The sequence below is a fragment of the Streptococcus sp. VTCC 12905 genome (assembly GCF_049893385.1).
GTDB classification, from domain to species: Bacteria; Bacillota; Bacilli; order Lactobacillales; family Streptococcaceae; genus Streptococcus; species Streptococcus suis_AA.
On the sequence record NZ_JBMVJC010000028.1, the window covers coordinates 1 to 18,344 of the forward strand.

15 protein-coding genes are annotated in these 18,344 nt (G+C 42.5%); 1 reads left to right on the forward strand and 14 read right to left on the reverse strand.

Features of this window, described 5'->3' with window-relative positions; all coding sequences use genetic code 11:
* Window positions 1-103 precede the first annotated feature (103 nt).
* Genes ACPC58_RS09170 through ACPC58_RS09180 form a run of 3 tightly spaced genes read right to left on the reverse strand, consistent with a single transcriptional unit; the run spans window position 104 to window position 2,670 of the window.
* The gene (locus tag ACPC58_RS09170) at window positions 104-832 is read right to left on the reverse strand and encodes a pseudouridine synthase (RefSeq protein ID WP_418126974.1); all 729 of its coding nucleotides are present in this window, start codon (window positions 830-832) and stop codon (window positions 104-106) included.
* Window positions 823-1,473: a GNAT family N-acetyltransferase gene (locus ACPC58_RS09175; RefSeq protein ID WP_434065843.1), complete on the reverse strand. Its 651-nt coding sequence runs from the start codon at window positions 1,471-1,473 to the stop codon at window positions 823-825. Before ACPC58_RS09175 ends, ACPC58_RS09170 begins: the two co-directional genes overlap by 10 nt.
* Before the next feature lie 36 nt (window positions 1,474-1,509).
* Entirely contained in the window at window positions 1,510-2,670 is a 1,161-nt protein-coding gene (locus tag ACPC58_RS09180; RefSeq protein ID WP_434065844.1) for an MFS transporter, read from the reverse strand.
* Between the two features lie 131 nt (window positions 2,671-2,801).
* Here ACPC58_RS09180 and def point away from each other — a divergent pair, with 131 nt between their 5' ends.
* Window positions 2,802-3,416 (forward strand): peptide deformylase, encoded by a 615-nt coding sequence (gene def / locus ACPC58_RS09185; protein ID WP_434065845.1) that lies wholly within the window; start codon window positions 2,802-2,804, stop codon window positions 3,414-3,416.
* Window positions 3,417-3,513: 97 nt separating this feature from the next.
* Here def and ACPC58_RS09190 read toward each other — a convergent pair whose 3' ends face one another.
* From ACPC58_RS09190 to ACPC58_RS09240, 11 genes are all read right to left on the reverse strand, one after another.
* Window positions 3,514-3,915 carry a hypothetical protein gene (locus ACPC58_RS09190; RefSeq protein ID WP_434065846.1) on the reverse strand — a complete coding sequence of 134 codons (402 nt, stop codon included), beginning with the start codon at window positions 3,913-3,915 and terminating at the stop codon, window positions 3,514-3,516.
* A 49-nt stretch (window positions 3,916-3,964) separates the two neighbouring features.
* Window positions 3,965-4,648 carry a hypothetical protein gene (locus ACPC58_RS09195; RefSeq protein ID WP_434065847.1) on the reverse strand — a complete coding sequence of 228 codons (684 nt, stop codon included), beginning with the start codon at window positions 4,646-4,648 and terminating at the stop codon, window positions 3,965-3,967.
* A 261-nt stretch (window positions 4,649-4,909) separates the two neighbouring features.
* Window positions 4,910-5,695, reverse strand: coding sequence for an L-threonylcarbamoyladenylate synthase (locus ACPC58_RS09200; RefSeq protein ID WP_434065848.1), 786 nt, complete (start codon window positions 5,693-5,695; stop codon window positions 4,910-4,912).
* A gap of 62 nt (window positions 5,696-5,757) precedes the next feature.
* Window positions 5,758-6,351 (reverse strand): 3-isopropylmalate dehydratase small subunit, encoded by a 594-nt coding sequence (gene leuD / locus ACPC58_RS09205; RefSeq protein ID WP_130554164.1) that lies wholly within the window; start codon window positions 6,349-6,351, stop codon window positions 5,758-5,760.
* Window positions 6,351-7,730 carry a 3-isopropylmalate dehydratase large subunit gene (gene leuC / locus ACPC58_RS09210; protein ID WP_277844332.1) on the reverse strand — a complete coding sequence of 460 codons (1,380 nt, stop codon included), beginning with the start codon at window positions 7,728-7,730 and terminating at the stop codon, window positions 6,351-6,353. Before leuC ends, leuD begins: the two co-directional genes overlap by 1 nt.
* Window positions 7,727-8,779, reverse strand: a complete 1,053-nt coding sequence (gene leuB / locus ACPC58_RS09215) for a 3-isopropylmalate dehydrogenase (RefSeq protein WP_434065849.1) — start codon at window positions 8,777-8,779, stop codon at window positions 7,727-7,729. Before leuB ends, leuC begins: the two co-directional genes overlap by 4 nt.
* Before the next feature lie 8 nt (window positions 8,780-8,787).
* Complete coding sequence (locus ACPC58_RS09220; RefSeq protein ID WP_277844330.1) at window positions 8,788-10,350, reverse strand: 2-isopropylmalate synthase; 1,563 nt, start codon at window positions 10,348-10,350, stop codon at window positions 8,788-8,790.
* Window positions 10,351-11,069: 719 nt separating this feature from the next.
* The gene (locus ACPC58_RS09225; protein WP_024391424.1) at window positions 11,070-11,303 is read right to left on the reverse strand and encodes a GlsB/YeaQ/YmgE family stress response membrane protein; all 234 of its coding nucleotides are present in this window, start codon (window positions 11,301-11,303) and stop codon (window positions 11,070-11,072) included.
* Window positions 11,304-11,362: 59 nt separating this feature from the next.
* On the reverse strand, window positions 11,363-12,604 hold the full coding sequence (locus ACPC58_RS09230) for an aminopeptidase (RefSeq protein WP_434065850.1): 1,242 nt from the start codon (window positions 12,602-12,604) through the stop codon (window positions 11,363-11,365).
* A gap of 323 nt (window positions 12,605-12,927) precedes the next feature.
* Window positions 12,928-13,533, reverse strand: coding sequence for a nitroreductase family protein (locus ACPC58_RS09235; RefSeq protein WP_274504495.1), 606 nt, complete (start codon window positions 13,531-13,533; stop codon window positions 12,928-12,930).
* A 152-nt stretch (window positions 13,534-13,685) separates the two neighbouring features.
* Complete coding sequence (locus ACPC58_RS09240; RefSeq protein WP_434065851.1) at window positions 13,686-18,077, reverse strand: PolC-type DNA polymerase III; 4,392 nt, start codon at window positions 18,075-18,077, stop codon at window positions 13,686-13,688.
* Window positions 18,078-18,344 lie beyond the last annotated feature (267 nt).

The following is an 18,344-nucleotide window of genomic DNA, read 5'->3' on the forward strand; positions in this document are numbered from 1 at the left end:
TCTTCATAGCTCAATTTCATAAAAATAGCACCCCAAAAGTTAGATTTTTTCTGTCTAACTTTTGGGGTGCGGTTCAAAATCGGATGCGAGTCTTTTTTATCATCTATAATTCCACACCAAACACTTCTAATTGCTTCAATTCGTCAGCTGTTAATCTACGGTATTTTCCAATCGCTAGTTCGGAGTCCAACCATAAGGGCCCCATTGATATCCGTTGCAAATCTGTCACCATCTTGCCACAAGCCTGCACCATCCGTTTGACCTGGTGAAACTTTCCTTCTCGGATGGTAATGTCAACCAGTGAAGTTTCTTTAGCCTCATCTGTCGATAGGATAGTCAACTGGGCTGGCTGACAGGTAAAATCTTTTAGATCAATTCCTGCCGCAAATCGCGCGACATCCTCTTGGGTCATGATTCCGTCAATCTGTGCACGGTAGAGTTTATCAACATGTTTTTTAGGAGAGAGCATGGCATGGGCTAATTTGCCATTATTAGTCAAAAGGAGCAAGCCATGGGTATCGATGTCCAAGCGTCCAACTGGAAAAACTTCCTTATGTTGAGCTATTTCATCCAATAAATCTAAAACAGTCCGATGGTGGTCATCTTCAGTTGCTGAGATAACTCCTTTGGGTTTATTGAGAAGGTAGTAAACAAATTGTTCATGATGGAGAATGTCGCCAGCTACTGCTACCAGATCCACCTGTTCATTAATTTGTTGTTTAGGAGACGTCTCTACTTGGCCGTTGACTGTGACTTGCTTGTTTTTCAGGAATTTCTTGACCTCTGTCCGACTACCAACACCACAGTCTACCAAAAATTTATCTAATCGCATGCTAATTTCTTTTCCATTATGACACATTCATAGTGGTTTCCACCACAAACTTGAATACTATGACCGTTTACAGAAAATCCAACTGCCCGAAAGAGAGCTTGAGCTCGTTGGTTACATATGGCTACACTTAGGCTAAGTTGCTCTGGATGATAATGTTCAACAATGTAGTCTTCAATCGTCTGATAGAAAGATCTGCCATTTCCCTGTCCCATCAAAGACGGCTTCATCCCTAAGTGAAGGCTGAGTTCCTTATCAACTTGCTCCACTTGAAAGTAACCCATGAGGGCTGCATTGCGAATGACTGCAAAAAACCGGTCTCCACGCGCCTCTGGCGTTATGAACTGGGTATACGTTTCTGATTGAGAGCTCACTGAATAAAAATCATATGGCGACGGATACTGCCACTGGTTGGCAATTTCCAACGCCAAATCTTGCGGTAAAGACATTACGTAAAAGTAATCCATCTTTCGAAAATTTTTAGCAAGATTTTTAATTCGTCGGTTCTGAGTAGCAACATCGTCTGTCTGATAGACATAGTCAGCATAACCCAATTGATAAGAAGGGATCATTTCATTAAAAATCAGCTGGACATCTTCAGGGAAACGCAACATTAATTGATTGAGTCGATTGTTTTCTAACATAAGACCATTATACCAAAAGGAGCGGAAATCCACTCCCTATTTCTTTATTTGTTTATAGATTAAACCTGCACTTATCAAAGCGCAACCGATAGCATAGATACCAAAGGCACCAGTTGGTGTTGGGTTGAGTTTTTCCAGAAAGGTTGGTAAGATTGCAGATGTTGCCCCACCAATATTACAGCCCATCAAAACAATCGTCATTACTGTATTAAGAAGAGCTTTGGTTGCTCTGTCCGTTACTTGGCTGAAAACTATGGTCAGAATAATACTGTAGAAAAATCCTGATACCATACCGCCGAGGCCTAACACCCAAAGATTATCCGCAAAGGCAATGCCGATAACTGCGAGTCCAAAAATTACATAGGAAACTGCTAAAAGCCAGTCCTTCAAGCGGCCAACCAAGCTACTAAAAACCGTCCCTGCCACAATCCCCATTATTTGCATCAAACTGAGAATCAGACTAGCTTGCTGAGCAGTCCCAATTCCCTTGTCCAAAACAATCTGTGGAATCCGAATGGTCAAGAAAGTATTGACATTGATAACAAAGAAAGCCAAAAATGCGAGGTATATTCCCATTTGCCACATTTTCTTATCCAGTTTGACCTTAGAACCACTATCATTTTTTAACTCGCTATGTGCCACAAACTCTTCTTGGGGGACAAACAATAAAAAGAGGGCCAAAACAACCAAAGCAAAGAGATAGACCACAAAGGCTGGTTGCCAGCCAAATTGAGTCAACCATCCTACCAATAGGGTCAAGCCTGCACTTCCCAACACTTCTGCCGAGCCGCGCAATCCCATCATCTGCATACGTTCTTGACCGGTGAAAAAATTACCAATAATGTTAATGGCTCGTGCATTTATCAGACCAATCCCTAATCCCAGCAAAATCCTAGCCAAGAAAATCATTGGGAAGGCCGACAAAAACATAGGCATGGAACCACCGATAGCAAGGAGTAACAACCCAAGAATGATAATATTCCGTTCAGAAATAAATCGAACAATCAGACCATTCATCAAGAGGGCTGCCATAATAGCAAACGAGGTAACTGTAATTAAGTTTTCTACTTGACTGGCCGCAATCCCTTCTCGGGCAAAATGGTCAATCATCTGTGGAATAGCAGGGGATACTGCAAATGTTGATACCAGCATGGTGGATAAGGCCAACAGACTGGCTTTTTCTAAAATTCTTTTCATAATACTCCCTTTCAACGTTCGTCTTTTACTATAGTATAGCAGATTTACTACAGAATAGATAGGCGAGTGAAGCTTTTATTCTATCTCATTTCATGCTATACTTATTTTAATAATACCCAAAGGAGAGAAGTATGTCTATAATTGAAAACCTTACAAAACCTGCCCATTTGATTGACATGGATGACATCATACGTGAAGGGAATCCAACCCTACGCCAAGTTGCAGAGGAAGTCCAATTTCCACTTTCTGATCAAGAAGTGATTTTAGGTGAGAAAATGATGCAATTCCTCAAACATTCTCAGGATCCTGTCATGGCTGAAAAAATGAAACTCCGTGGCGGAGTTGGTCTTGCAGCTCCCCAATTGGATGTTTCTAAACGCATCATCGCTGTTTTAGTACCAAACCCAGAGGACGAGGAAGGACATCCACCTGCCCAAGCCTACTCTCTACAAGAAGTATTGTACAATCCTAAAATCGTGGCTCATTCTGTCCAAGAAGCGGCTATGGAAGGGGGCGAAGGTTGCCTATCTGTTGACCGCGAAGTCCAAGGCTACGTAGTCCGCCACGCGCGTGTGACTGTTGATTACATGGACAAAAACGGAGAAAAGCACCGCATCAAACTCAAAGGCTTTAATGCAATCGTGGTCCAACACGAAATCGACCACCTCAACGGTGTCATGTTCTACGACCGCATTGACCCGGAACACCCATTTGCCGTTAAAGAAGGCATGCTGGTGATTGAATAAACTTAAGAAACTGACTGAATCTATTTTCAGCCAGTTTTTCTTTTCTATAATAAGTAGTGTTATACACGAAGTCAAAAATATTTTACAGTCTCGACTTTTACGTCCTTTTAAAAAATATTTTTGAGATGAGCACTATTCCTAGGACAATATTTATTGGTAATCCAATTAATATTGTTTCAGGAATGAGAGCTGACAATAAACGGTAATAATCCACTGGAGCAACTTTTAATATGTCTCCTGAAGTTATTCCTAATACTATGAAACAACCATATAAAACAATTGCTAGGTATTTCAAATACGACTTCTTTAAATATAGAAATACAACATAGCATGCAATTGCTGGCAGTAATATATAAAAGTAATTTAATAAAAAATGAATGCCTGTATATATTTTAATCTGTTCTACTCCATTATGAGTAGCGGTGTGTTTAATAAATGGTAATACAAAACTTAACAAAAAACAGCACTCAATGATATACTTTTTAACTTGCTTCATCATATCCCCCTAAGTAATTTCCCAACTCAACTTGCCATGTAGAACTACCTCTTTATAGATAGACTGTATATTCAGCGTATTTTCTAGTTGGCCAACCTGTATTCCCTACTTTAGAGAAACCAGTAGCGTAAGACCAGCTATTTCTAGTCCCAGGATTAAAAGTTCTTGACTGTTCGTCAGAAGTCACTCCTTGTATGACAAAGACACTAGATCCAGTAATGGACACGGTAGAATCAGATCTACTATAACCTCCAGATACATTTGTAATGTTTATATGTCCTGAATCATATTTTTTCCAATTAACAGTCATATTCAGTTTTACACTTATTGATTTATCCCAAGTACTGTTCGTCGAAACATTATCACTATCCGCATATACCTTTGTAACAAAAAATGAACTTAACGTATTTATGAATGAGTCTTTCTCACTTACGTTTTCCAAGTCTGAAAGATCAACCTGGTAAGAAGTAACCCCAGAAATTCCATCAATTTCTTCTGAAGTTATTTCACTCTCAACGATACCATCGACAACAAACGTATCCCCTTCAGAGTTTGTGAGTTCGACCATATTCTCCAGTTTATATATATTCTTTGACTCACTCTCTAATATGATCTCAGTATCTGCGATATTTTCTGGAATCTCCAATTCATAAGAATCTTTGTTTGAAACAATTTCAGTATTATTAATAAAATCACTCGACAAAGCATATGTATTGATAGGAATAAAAAATTGCAACAATAGCTATAACAAAGCTACAGTAATCGTTATTTTCTTCATTTTACCCTACCTCTTATAACTACGTAACCTATAACTAATCCTAGCAGTGCCAGAAATGTTACTTGAAATGACGGGTTACAAATCTTAGAACTGACAGACGAGCAAAGCCTATTCTACAACCTCCAATTTCTTATCAAACAGCACCAAACTGACTGAATCTACGGTCAGTTTTTTATGTGAGTACGAAAAAACGACTCTTTCGGATCATTCTCAATTATCTTAATAGTATTCCCCATGTCTATAATCCCAAGAGTTAAAATGATCAGACAAGTGCATCATGATTTTATCGATGTCCAAACCTTTACGGATGACAACTGGGCATGGGCTGATAGAACGGCTATCTGCACCTTGTTCTGGAATCAGTTTACCATCTTTGTCTACCATAGACACCATAACCCCTTGCTCATAGCGGGTTTCAATGGTCTTGTCTGGCTGGATAGATTCCACATAGTCATCCGCCTCGATAATCAAGTCTACTTTAGACGCGATACGCTCACCGATACCTTCTACCTTACCACGATTTCCCTTACCTGATGGATTGGCAGATGAAGCGTAGACCATACGGCCTTCTTTTTCCCACATTTCCTTGGCAATCTGCTCGCCAGCTACACCAAACTTGATAACAAAGCAAGAAGTCCCACGAACGTCGGTCATCAACTCTTCACGACCATCGCCATAGGCTTGCAACTTAGCATAAGCCTCTGGTTTCCAAGGTAGGATACAACCCAACAAAATGTCCTCATCCCAATGTTTTTGGTAGAAGGCATCAATCTCAGGCGTCATCTGCGCCAACTCACGAAGCTCCTCCATGCTGCCACAAAGGACCACACCCGGCTTATTACGCTTACGCTCTTTAGCGTCAAACTTACGCTCCAAGCCAGCCTTGTCAGCAGTCATGATGATGTAACCAACCTTCGTCGGGCAGACAATCACGCCTCCCTCACCCTTGATAACGTCAAAACCTTCTTGTGAAAGTGCGCCATCCCAGTGAATTTGTTTCGTCATAATAATTTCCTCTTTTCTTTTGTTTCATAGCAGAGCGACCTGCTTGTTTTCTTATCTTTATTTTATTCCTGCCAGTAACTTGGCCGATTCCTCTCATACTCCTCAATCAAATCCTGATACTGAAGGGTAATCCCAATATCATCTAGACCGTTGAGTAATTTGTGTTTCCAATCTGCATCGATCTCAAAATCAAATTCTCCGACTGGTGAGATAATCTTTTGCTGGTAGAGATCCACAGTCACCTCATCAGTTGGTGCCAGCGCAGCCAATTTCTCCCGAACCTCACGAGGCTGAACGATTGGCAAGATGCCATTGTTGAGGTCATTGTTATAATGAATATCCCCGAAGGAACCTGCAATGATAACCTTGAAGCCATAGTCAGCTAGTGCCCAAGCGGCGTGCTCCCTAGACGAACCTGCCCCAAAGTTATCCCCTGTAATCAAGATCGTTGCCTGACGATATGGTGCCGTATTAAAGATAAAATCAGGGTCCTCAGTGTACTTGTTATCCAAATAACGCCACTCATACATGAGGTACTTGCCAAAACCCTTCTTGTCAATCAGCTTAAGAAACTGCTTGGGCAAAATCTGATCGGTATCAATGTTGTCATTCATGAGTGGAACAGTCGTCCCAGAGTAGATTGTAAACTTTTCCATCAGACCACCTCCAAATCACGAACATCTACAAAGCGTCCTGCAATAGCTGCCGCTGCTGCCATGGCTGGACTACAAAGATGGGTTCGAGATCCAACACCCTGTCGATCCTCAAAGTTTCGGTTACTAGTCGATGCACAGTGGACACCTGTCGGCACCTTGTCTGGGTTCATACCCAGACACATGGAGCAACCAGGATCCCGCCATTCAAAGCCAGCTTCCAAGAAAATTTTGTCTAAGCCTAGTGCTTCTGCAGCTGACTTAACCGGCCTCGAACCAGGAACCACAATTGCAGTCACATGATCTGCCACACGTTTGCCTTCAACAATCTTTGCGGCCACCTGCAAGTCAGAAAGACGGGCATTGGTACAGGACCCCAGGAAAACATAGCCAATTTCGATGTCCTTTGGACTTTGTCCAGGCTGTAAGTTCATGTACTTATACGCTCGTTCATCGTTCATATCGCGAACTTCAGGAAAGGTCTCATCAAACGAGACTCCCATGGAAGGATTGGTTCCCCATGTTACCATCGGTGCTAGATTCGAAACATCCATTTCAATGACCTTATCATAAACTGCATCTGAATCAGATACCAGGGTTTTCCAATCAGCTACCGCTACCTCAAAGTCTTTAGGTCGTTTTTCCTTGTCTGCTAGATAATCAAAAGTGATTTGATCTGGGTTCATAATCCCCATCTTGGATCCGAACTCGATAGACATGTTACAAATCGTCATCCGTTCTTCCATGGTCAGAGCATCAATAGCCTCACCCACATACTCGACTACATAACCAACCCCCAGTGCCACACCATACTTAGCAATCAATGCCAGAACATAATCCTTGGAGTATATCCCCTTTTTCGGCTTACCTGTAAACCGTACTAAGAGCTTTTTGGGTTTGACTTGCCACAACGTTTGAGTCGCAAAGACATGCTCTACTTCTGTTGTCCCAATTCCAAAGGCAATGGCACCGAATGCTCCGTGGGTTGCCGTATGGCTATCTCCACAGACGATTAATTTCCCTGGCTGGGTCAAGCCAGTCTCTGGTCCCACCATGTGGACAATGCCTTGGTTGGCAGATCCATGTGGCGCATGTGGAATGCCGAACTCCGCCACATTGCGAGCTAAGGCATCCATCTGAGCCTTGGAAATGACATCACGAATATCATAAATATTAACCGTTGGAACATTATGGTCAAATGTACCAAAGGTCAATTCTGGCCGACGGACTTGCCGTCCAGCCTCTCGCAGACCATCAAAGGCCTGGGGACTAGTCACCTCATGGATATAGTGCTGGTCCACATAAAGGAGTTGGGGTTGACCTTCTTGCCCTGTAATCACATGGCGATCCCAGAGCTTATCGAAAATGGATTTTCCACTCATGGCGATCTCCTTTCAATCTGGGCTATAATAGCCTCCGTCATGTCTTTGGTAGAGGCGCTACCACCTAGATCTTTAGTAAAAATTCCCTGTGCAAAGACCGCTTCAACAGCTTGGCGAATGGTCTGGCCTGCTTGGACCAAATCAAAACTTTCTTCCAGCATCATGGCAACAGATAGAATCATACTGACCGGATTGGCAATGCCCTGACCTGCAATATCTGGTGCCGAACCATGGATAGGTTCATAGAGACTGGGACCTGCCACCGCATGACTAGCAGAAGGCAGAACCCCCAGCGTTCCTGTTAATACGCTGGTCTCATCTGACAAAATATCTCCGAAAAGATTTTCCGTCACCAAGACATCAAACCGACTAGGATTGGTAATCAAGAGCATGGCTGCACTATCCACCAACTGGTGCTCCAAGGTCACATCTGGATAGTCCTTAGCCACCTCATCCGCCACCTTCCGCCATAATTTTGACGTCGCCAGTACATTTTGTTTATCAATGCTGGTGACTTTTTTTCGTCTTTTTTGGGCTAGGTCAAAGGCAGTACGGACAACTCGTTCAATCTCTTTTGCCTGATAGGTATTGCTATCGCTGGCTTGGTCTGTTTCAAGGACATGCTCCCCAAAATAAATTCCTCCTGTCAGCTCCCTTACCATGACCAAATCCACACCGTCCAGCCGGTCGGCTTTCAGAGGAGAATAGTCTTTCAGGCTATCAAAAATTTTCACCGGACGGATATTGGCAAAGAGACCCAATTCCTTCCGAAGTTGAAGCAGACCTTGTTCTGGTCGAACAGCTGCATCATCATATTGAGGGCTACCGATAGCTGCTAACAAAATCGCATCCGCCTGACGGCAGGCTTGTAAGGTAGCATCTGGTAGCGGATGGCCAGCCGCATCAATCCCAGCTCCACCAAAAGCTCTCTCCTCAATCTCATAATCAAATCCTACTTGCCCAGTAACAGCCTTGAGGACTGCTAGGCCAGCCTCCATGATTTCAGGACCGATTCCATCACCAGCCAAGGTTACAATTTTTTTCGTCATATTTCCTCCTAGCTAGTTGGCAACTCTTTCTCAGATAGTTTCTTATCAATCTGTCCGCTATTTTCTTTCTGTACCATGACATTGGCATGAATATAGGCAATTGCAGAAGCCTTCAATACGTCAAAGTCAATACCAGAGGCATTAAAGACGGTTTCCGTTGCCTTGTTTTCTACGGCGACAAGCACACGCGCCTGGGCATCAATCCCATCAGTAATAGCGTCGATATGGTAGCGTTCTAAGCTGATTTCCTGCTGGAAGAATTGGTCAATGGCATTAAAGACTGCCTCAACCGAACCCTTGCCTGACTCCACAACAACCACTTCTTCCTCATCCTGATTGATGAAGGTAACTTGAGCCTGAATACTTCCGTCAGACTGACTATCCAAACGCAAATCTTTAAATTGGAAGCCATCACGATTGCTGATTTCTGTACCAGCTACCAAGGCACGAATATCTGCGTCCGTGATTTTTTCTTTCTTGTCCGCAAGGTTTTTAAAGCGAGCAAAGAGGCCCGCGACATCACTCTCTTCAAAATACAAGTCTAATTCTTTTAGTTTTTCCACAAAGGCATGGCGACCGGATAGTTTACCCAGTGGCAGAGAATTTTTCTTGACCCCTACCAACTCAGGTGTAATGATTTCATAAGTCAATGGATTTTTCAAGACACCATCTTGGTGGATACCTGACTCATGAGAGAAGGCATTGCCACCAACCACCGCCTTATTGCGTGGAATGGCAATCCCAGAAAAGCGAGATACTAATTCCGAAGTATTGAGAGTTTCCTTTAGAACAATCGGACTGGTCACATCATAGAAATCTTTCCGAATTTCAAGGGCAACAGCTACTTCTTCAAGGGCCGCATTTCCTGCTCGCTCACCGATACCGTTGATAGTTCCCTCGACACGACCGGCACCGTTTTTAATAGCTGAAAGGGTATTGGCAACAGCCATACCTAGGTCATTATGGCAATGCGGACTGAAAATAATCTCACGGTCCGACTTGATGTTTGTTGTCAAGTAACGGAAAATTTCTCCGTAGTGCTGAGGAGTCGTAAAGCCGACTGTATCTGGAATGTTGATGTAGGTCGCACCAGCATCTACCGCTGTTTGTACCACTTCTAGCAAATATTCCAACTCCGTCCGCGTCGCATCCTCTGGGGAGAACTCCACCACCTCAAAACGCTCACGGGCATAGCTGACATGTTCAGTGATTTGCGTCAAAATTTCTTCTTTGGTCTTTTGAAGTTTGAATTCACGGTGAATGGGACTGGTCGCAATGAAAACATGAATCTGCGGATACTTGGCATCTTTCAGAGCTTCATAACAAGCATCAATGTCTGACTTGACTGACCGAGCCAAGCCTGTCACAGCCGTCTTGGTCATGGCCGCCGCAATCTGACGAACCGCTTCAAAAGAATCAGGACTGGCCGCTGGGAAACCCGCTTCAATGGCAGAAATCCCCCATTTCTCCAACTGCTTGGCAATGGTCACTTTTTCCTTGATAGAAAAATTCACACCCGGCGTCTGTTCACCATCCCGTAAAGTCGTATCTAAAAATTCAATCACACGCATAAGAATACCTTTCTAAACAATACAAACTTCAATACTATCGTCTTTTAGTTTACTTTTAGTACTAGCTTCAACAGTCAGAGTAGTGACTATTGAAGGTGGAAAATAAAGCGAACAAGGTTCGCATCAAAAACCGCAGGCATAACTGGAGTTAGGCAAGGCGAGTTCAAATAATGATGAAATTATTTGAAGGTGGAAATAAGGAAACGAAGTTTCCTCATTCGTCGAAGTAATAAAAGTAAACTAAATGACGATAAAAAAGAAAACACCTCGAGGATTATTACCTGCGAGATGTTGTCAACAGCGCCCGCTTGGTAAGCCAAACAGGACTAATGCTACCTAGTGCACTAGCCCAACCGTCGCAACAACAAAGTAAAGTTTGTAGTGACTGGTTTCATTTGACTTTTTCCTTTCAGTGTTCTGGAACCTGTATTCACAGTCCAGCACTTTCATCTAAGGCTAGTATTTCATCAACTCATCGTTAGTTTTTTTCAAAATACGTCAGTATTCCCTCAAAAACTGCCTTGATTAGCGAAAAACTATCTCTTATATACAAGCACTTCACTTGTGAATACAGGTTCTTAGTTGTTTACAATAATACCTTACTTTTTTTCACTTGTCAATAGAAAAATGGAAATTTTCTGAAAAATCCGAACAGTACGGCAATTCATGCAAATTCACACAATAAAGCCAAGCTCTTTTTCAAAGCTCGGCTTTATTTATTAACTCCGTCTGGAACTTGAAAAAATGGCCACCAACAATACTGCTCCAAAGACTGACGGTACCAGAGCCATGCCAGCAAATTGCGGCCCCCAATCACCAAAGAGCAACTGCCCAATCCACGAACCAGCAAGCCCAAGGATAATATTTCCTAGACAACCACGACGGTCGTCTGACGAAGTAAGTGCTCCTGCAATCATACCAATTATGGCACCTGCGATAATACTTGTTAACATCTTATTTTCCTCCAACATTTACAAAATAAGACTGGTTGCCCAGTCTTAAAAGATGACTATTAGATAGCCCACTCACCGTCGCGGAAGATAGGGACGCGAGTTCCATCTGCACGAATGCCATCAATGTTCATTTTGTTTGAACCAATCATGAAGTCAACGTGAACATCAGAACGGTTGAGACCTGCTTCTTTCAACTCTTCTTGGCTCATTTCTGTACCACCTTCAATTGAGAAGGCATAGGCTTGCCCGATTGCCAAGTGGTTTGAGGCATTTTCATCAAAGAGAGTGTTGAAGAAAGTTACACCTGATTGAGAGATTGGGCTCTTATCTGGTACAAGGGCAACTTCACCCAGAGCGCGTGCACCAGCATTGTCAAAGACCAGTTTCTTCATGACTTCATCGCCTTTTTCAGCAGTCACATCTACAATCTCACCATCTTTAAAGGTTACTTTGATACCTTCGATAATATTGCCGTTATAGCTAAGCGGTTTTGTAGAAGTTACATAACCATCGGCCACACGATAGTCAGGTGCTGTAAAGACTTCTTCTGTTGGCATGTTGGCAATAAACTTCTCACCTTGGGCATTGATCGAACCAGCCGCTTCCCATAAGTGGTTTTTCGGCATACCAAGAACAAGGTCGGTTCCTGGTGCTGTGTAGTGCAATTTGACAAACTGCTCGTCGTTAAGAACCTTAGCTTTTGCTACCAAACGTGCTTCATGCTCTTCCCAGGCTTTGATTGGATCTTCTTCGTAGATACGGCAAGTCTTGAAAATTTGGTCCCAAAGCAGATCTACTGCTTCTTCGTCAGACGTTGCATTTGGGAAAACTTTTTTGGCCCATTCCAAACCAGATGCTGCAGCAAGTGTCCAGCTGATTTTGTTAGCTTGAGTGGCTTGACGCATTGGATTTAAGGCCTGGCTGATTGCGCGTGCACTGCGAGACAATTTCTCAGGATCAACGCCATCGTATGCACTAGGATCATCAGACAAGACAACCAAACGACTAGATTTGTGCTCTAATAAATAATTCATTTCAGCAACACGTTGTGGGTGGACTTGTTCTAAGCGTTCTACATCTACATTGACCAAACGTTCGCGAGCAATGACATCATCTGACCAGTTCACTAAGACCTCTGCTGCACCGAGTGCATAAGCTTCTTTAACAATCAAACGGGCCAACTCTGCCTGATCAACAGCAATTGTCAAATGGACTGTATGACCTGGTTGGACATTGATACCGGTTGATACCAAAAGTTTCGCGTATTTCGCCAGATTTTCTTTAAAATTAGGTAATACCATGTTCATCTCCTTAGGTTATTATACTAGATTATTGTATCATATTTTGGTAAAGGACAGATAAAAAAACTTCCTGCAAAACAGGAAGTTAGTGGGAAGGTTGTGTCATATTCACTAAAGCTTTACACTCAACTAGACAAGCTGACAAGGGATATTTCCAATTTTCTAAGCATAAAGTTTTCAGTTTGCATTTAGTACTAGCTTCAACTATCTGGGAGATAGTTGAAGGCTGGAGATGAAGCGAACGGAGTTCGTGTCAACGAGCCGCAGACATAACTGGAGTTAGGCAAGGCGAGTTAACAACGTAATAAAGCAAACTGTAAACTTTATTGGTTACCAAAAACCTTTACACGGTCACTATCCGCCATGTAATCTTTTTCCCCTGCTGGAGCTGCGATGCTACCGAATGGAGCTTGTGCACGAAGTTTCCAGTTAGCTGGGATACCGTATTTTTCAGCAACTTGTGCATCTACCAATGGGTTGTAGTGTTGAACGTTCATACCGATATTTTTCTCAGCAAATGCCAACCACACCGCGTACAAGTTGATACCGTGAGCTTGTTCAGACCAGATTGGGAAGTTTTCTGCATAGAGTGGGAAGCTTTCTTGCAAGCCTTTAACTACGTCTTGGTCTTCGAAGAACAAGATAGTACCTGCACCTGCAGCAAAGCTAGCCAAGCGGCCTTTAGTGCCTTCAAATGCTTCAGCTGGTGTTACTTTTTCCAATTCACTGTAAGCAATTTCGTTCCAGAAAGCTTCTGATTCAGCACCAAAAAGTACTACTGCGCGACTTGATTGTGAGTTGAAAGCTGATGGTGATTCTTTCATAGCTTTCTCAACGAGAGCTACTACTTCTTCATTTGATACTGGCAATTCTTTACCGAGTGCATAAATAGTACGACGAGTTTCTTGAAGTTTTGCAAAATTTGACATAGATTTCCTCTTTTCTGTTTATTACTATCTAGTAATTTTTATCACTATGTGGTGATTATACACCTATTCAAAAAAATAATCAAGAGTTTTGGCTTCTTTTTTTGTAAAAAATCACTGTCTCTCAAAATAACGAGAAACAGTGACCTTCCTTATTAAAACAAATCATCAAATAAACTCAACTGGTTGTCCTCTGGCATTTTACCCAGGATTCCCATTTCATCCATTTTTTCAACAAGCGTACCTGACAATCCTCCACGTTTTCGGAGTTCAGTCTTGGAGAGAAATTCTCCTTCAGCACGCGCTGCAACGATCTGCTTAGCAACGTTTTCACCCAGACCATCCATGGCAACAAATGGAGGGATAAGGGTATCTCCCTCAATCAAGAACTCTGTAGCATGAGATTTGTATAAATCTAATTTACCAAACTTGAAACCACGTTCCAGCATTTCATTGACCAATTCAAGCGTGGTATAAAGATCCTGTTCAACGTTTGAAGCTTCGTTGTTCTTCTTTTTGAGGGCAATCTCTTCCATCTTGGACTTGACTTTATCCAATCCACCTGACATGGTCGCCAAATCAAAGGCTTTCGCACGAATGGAGAAATATGCACAATAATAATATAGCGGATAATGAACCTTGAAGTAAGCAACTCGTAAGGCCATCATAACGTAAGCAGCCGCATGGGCTTTAGGGAACATGTACTTGATTTTACCACATGATTCAATGTACCAATCAGGTACCTTGTTGTCCTTCATGGCTTGGATGTAACCATTTCGCTCTTCCTCTGAAATCTTGAGCCACATCCCTTTCCGTACCCGTTCCATGATGTTAAAGGCCATTTTCGGTGGCAAACCAGCATGCATGAGGTACACCATGATGTCATCCCGACAACCGATAACCGTAGATAGGTCAGCAATCCCGGATTTGATTAAGTCTTGCGCATTGCCCAACCACACATCTGTACCATGTGATAGACCAGATAACTGAAGTAATTCCGAAAAAGTTGTTGGATGGGTTTCTTCAACCATCCCTCGAACAAAATTGGTCCCAAATTCCGGAATTCCTAACATACCAGTCGATGTCCCAATCTGTTCAGGGGTAACACCTAAAATTTCTGTTCCTGAGAAAAGGGCCATTACCCCTTTATCATCTGCGGGAATCGTCTGTGGATCAATGCCTGACAAGTCCTGCAACTTCCGAATCATCGTCGGATCATCGTGTCCGAGAACATCGAGCTTAAGAACGTTTTCGTCAATATCATGGAAGTTAAAGTGAGTAGTCTGCCAACTTGCGGTAATATCATCAGCCGGGTATTGTACTGGGGTAAAGTCATGAACGTCCATATAATTAGGAATAACAACAATCCCTCCCGGGTGCTGACCCGTTGTTCGTTTCACACCAGCTGCTCCTGCTGCTAAACGCTCCACTTCCACATCCCGGTAGAATTTTCCATAATCTCGTTCATACCCACGTACAAAACCATAGGCCGTCTTAGCAGCTACTGTACCAACTGTTCCCGCACGGAAGGCATATTCCTCACCAAAAATCTTACGCACGTCTAAGTGAGCAGATGGTTGATCATCTCCAGAAAAATTCAAGTCAATATCGGGAACCTTATCTCCATCAAAACCTAGGAAGGTTTCGAAAGGAATATCCTGACCATCTTTTCTATACTTTGTTCCACAATTGATACATACCTTATCTGGTAAATCAAAGCCTGAACCATAGGAACCGTCTGTAATAAATTCACTGTGCTGGCAATTTGGACAGACGTAGTGAGGAGGCATTGGATTTACTTCTGTAATCCCAATCATGGTTGCTACGAAACTAGAACCAACCGATCCCCGAGAACCAACTAAGTAGCCCCGTTCATTCGATCGTTGTACCAACATCTGCGATGCTAGGTAAATCACTGCAAACCCATTACCAAGAATAGAAGACAGCTCTTTTTCTATTCGCAAATCAATAATATCTGGCAAAGGATTACCATAAATCTTAAAGGCTTTTTGATAGGTTAATTCAGCGACTGTTTCTTCTGCCTTTTCAATATAAGGCGTATACAGATCCGTCTTCACGACTTCTACATCTTCAAACCGACTCAGCATCGCATTAGGATTGGTAATGACAATCTCACGAGCTAAACTTTCTCCCAAGAAAGCAAACTCGTCCAACATCTCGCTAGTCGTTCTAAAGTGAGCCTTAGGCAGTGGAGCTGGTTGGGCATTTTCCCCATTTCCAATGGTCCAGTTAATCGGTGCCCCTTGCCCTAGAGCCCGTACAATAATTTCTCGATAGATTTCTTCCTCGGGATCTATATAGTGAACATTCCCCGTCGCCAAAACTGGCAGTCCTGCCCTACGCCCTACCTCAATTAACTGCTTGATAGTTTCTTCAATCTCTACAATATTCTTAAACTGTTCCTTGGCAATCATTGGTTCATAAAGAGCTGGAGGCATAACTTCGATAAAATCATAGTAGGTAGCCTTTTTTACCGCATCATCCATTCCCTTGGACAGAAGCTCTTCAAACACTTCACCTTCTTGACAAGCTGTCCCTAGTATTAGTCCTTCGCGATGGGCATCCAGAACTGTTCTTGGTATGCGAGGAACACCTGCAAAATATTTAGTATTTGACAGGGATACGAGCTTGAAGAGGTTTTTTAAACCAACTTGATTGATGACATATAAAGTGGCGTGTTTGACACGAGCCTTCTTATAAGAATCTTCTACAATTAGTTCGGTATTGAGTTGGTTAAGATTCGCTATTTGATGTTTTTCAAAGGCATCCTTTAGGAAGATGAAGAGCAAGCGCCCCGTCGCCTCAGCATCGTAGTTCGCCATATGGTGATGTTCTAAGGCAACCCCAAATCGCTTTGTCAAAGCCCCCAAACCATGTCGCTTATAATCTGGATAAAGATTTCGAGCAAACTCCAAGGTATCAATCACAGGTTGACTAATCGTTGGAAGACCAGCCCGCTCGTAGTTGACATCCATAAAACCGACGTCAAAAGTAGCATTATGCGCAACCAAAATCGAACCCTGACAGAAGTCTTGAAACTCACGTAAGACTTGCTCAAGTGGTTTCGAGCCTCTCACATGTTCGTCCGTAATCCCTGTCAACTCAGTCGTAAACTGACTCAGCGGGTGACCTGGATCGATAAATTCATCAAATTCAGCAACGATATTTCCTTTATGCATCTTAGAAGCCGCAATCTGAATCAGGGAATTATTGACTGCAGAGAGACCTGTTGTTTCCACGTCAAAAACCACATAAGTGGCATCTGATAGCACCACATCTGCTACATTGTAGGCAATCGGAACAGAATCCTCAACGATATTAGCTTCCATTCCAAAGAGAGCTTTAATACCGGCTTTTCGCGCAGCATGATAACCATGTGGGAAAGACTGAACATTTCCGTGGTCCGTAATCGCCACAGCCTTATGACCCCAAGCTGCTGCACGCGCGATTAAATCCTCAACTGCTGGCAGGGCATCCATCGTTGACATATTGGTATGGGCGTGAAATTCAATACGTTTCTCATCATCAGGCATCAAATCCTTACGAATTTCTTTTTTGATCTCTTGAACTTCCTGTACATTCATGGTCAAATCACGCGTGAAATTATTGGTCTCCACGTTTCCACGAACCCTTAACCAGTTACCTTTTTTTACCATATCAAATTTTTGAGCCTCTTCTTCATTTTTAGCCCACTTCTGCATGGTAAAAGAAGATGTATAGTCGGTCATCTTGAAATTGATAATGACTCGTCCCGTCCTCGTGGTTTTCTGCTCAACATCAAAAACTAACCCTTCAAAGACAATACGATTTTCTTCACTGTTCACCTCAATCATCGGAGTAATATCCGCTTTCTCAATATTGACTTTAGCAGGACGGTTTTTCTTATATTCTGGGACAAATGGCTGATCTGCCTCTGGTGGTGGAGCCATTTGAGATAGTTGTTCCAGGGCTGCTAAATTTTCCTCATTAGCCTGCTGGTAAATTTCTTCATTTTGTGCATGGAAATCCTCTGCCTGTTGTTGCGTCATTTCTTGGCAGACTTTAATATCTACAGTAAGATTCCCAAAACCAAATCGCTTGTATTGTTCAACTAAATTCGGCAAATGATTCTTGCGAAAATGAGCTGTATCAATCGTTTCTGGTCCTTTTATCCACAGAACTCCGTCTCGATAAGTCACAGCAAGTGGCTGAAACAGTGCCTTGAACCCAGAACTCTGGCACAAATCTTCCATAAAAGCCTCCGGATAATAGGCTTCCACCAAACCCGCCTCAAAACTGTCCGCATCTGTTACCAAAGAAAATTGAATCTTGTTCCCTAGTTTTTCAAACTCTGTTTTCAAATGAGCCTTAAAGAGTTGATATTCTAAAAGTGGTAGGGGATTTTCAAAACGGAAGGTAAACTCCCATAATTTACTGACCTTGTGCAAGACCACTTTCTCAATCTTTGCAGTCGAAAAAGCCCCTGATTGTCGTACATCAAGAGGCATCCCGATTTGTTGAAGCAAAAGCTGAAATTTATCTGACATGACCATTTCCTTTGTAATTAGTTAGAATCATTTTACCATAAATGGAGGAATTTTTCTTGAACTAAGTGAGAGACTTTCTGGCAGGCTACCATCATTTAACTTGCTTTTTCAAGCTTCCTTGTTATCATAGAAATAAAAAAAGGCAGTTGCGTCAATAACTACCCAAAGTAGAACCGTTAAAAGGACCGTGACTATTTAATTTTAACTAAAGAAACAGCCGTTACTTGCCAAAGTATTGACGGCAATTCCTTTTTGTCATGTTCTGTG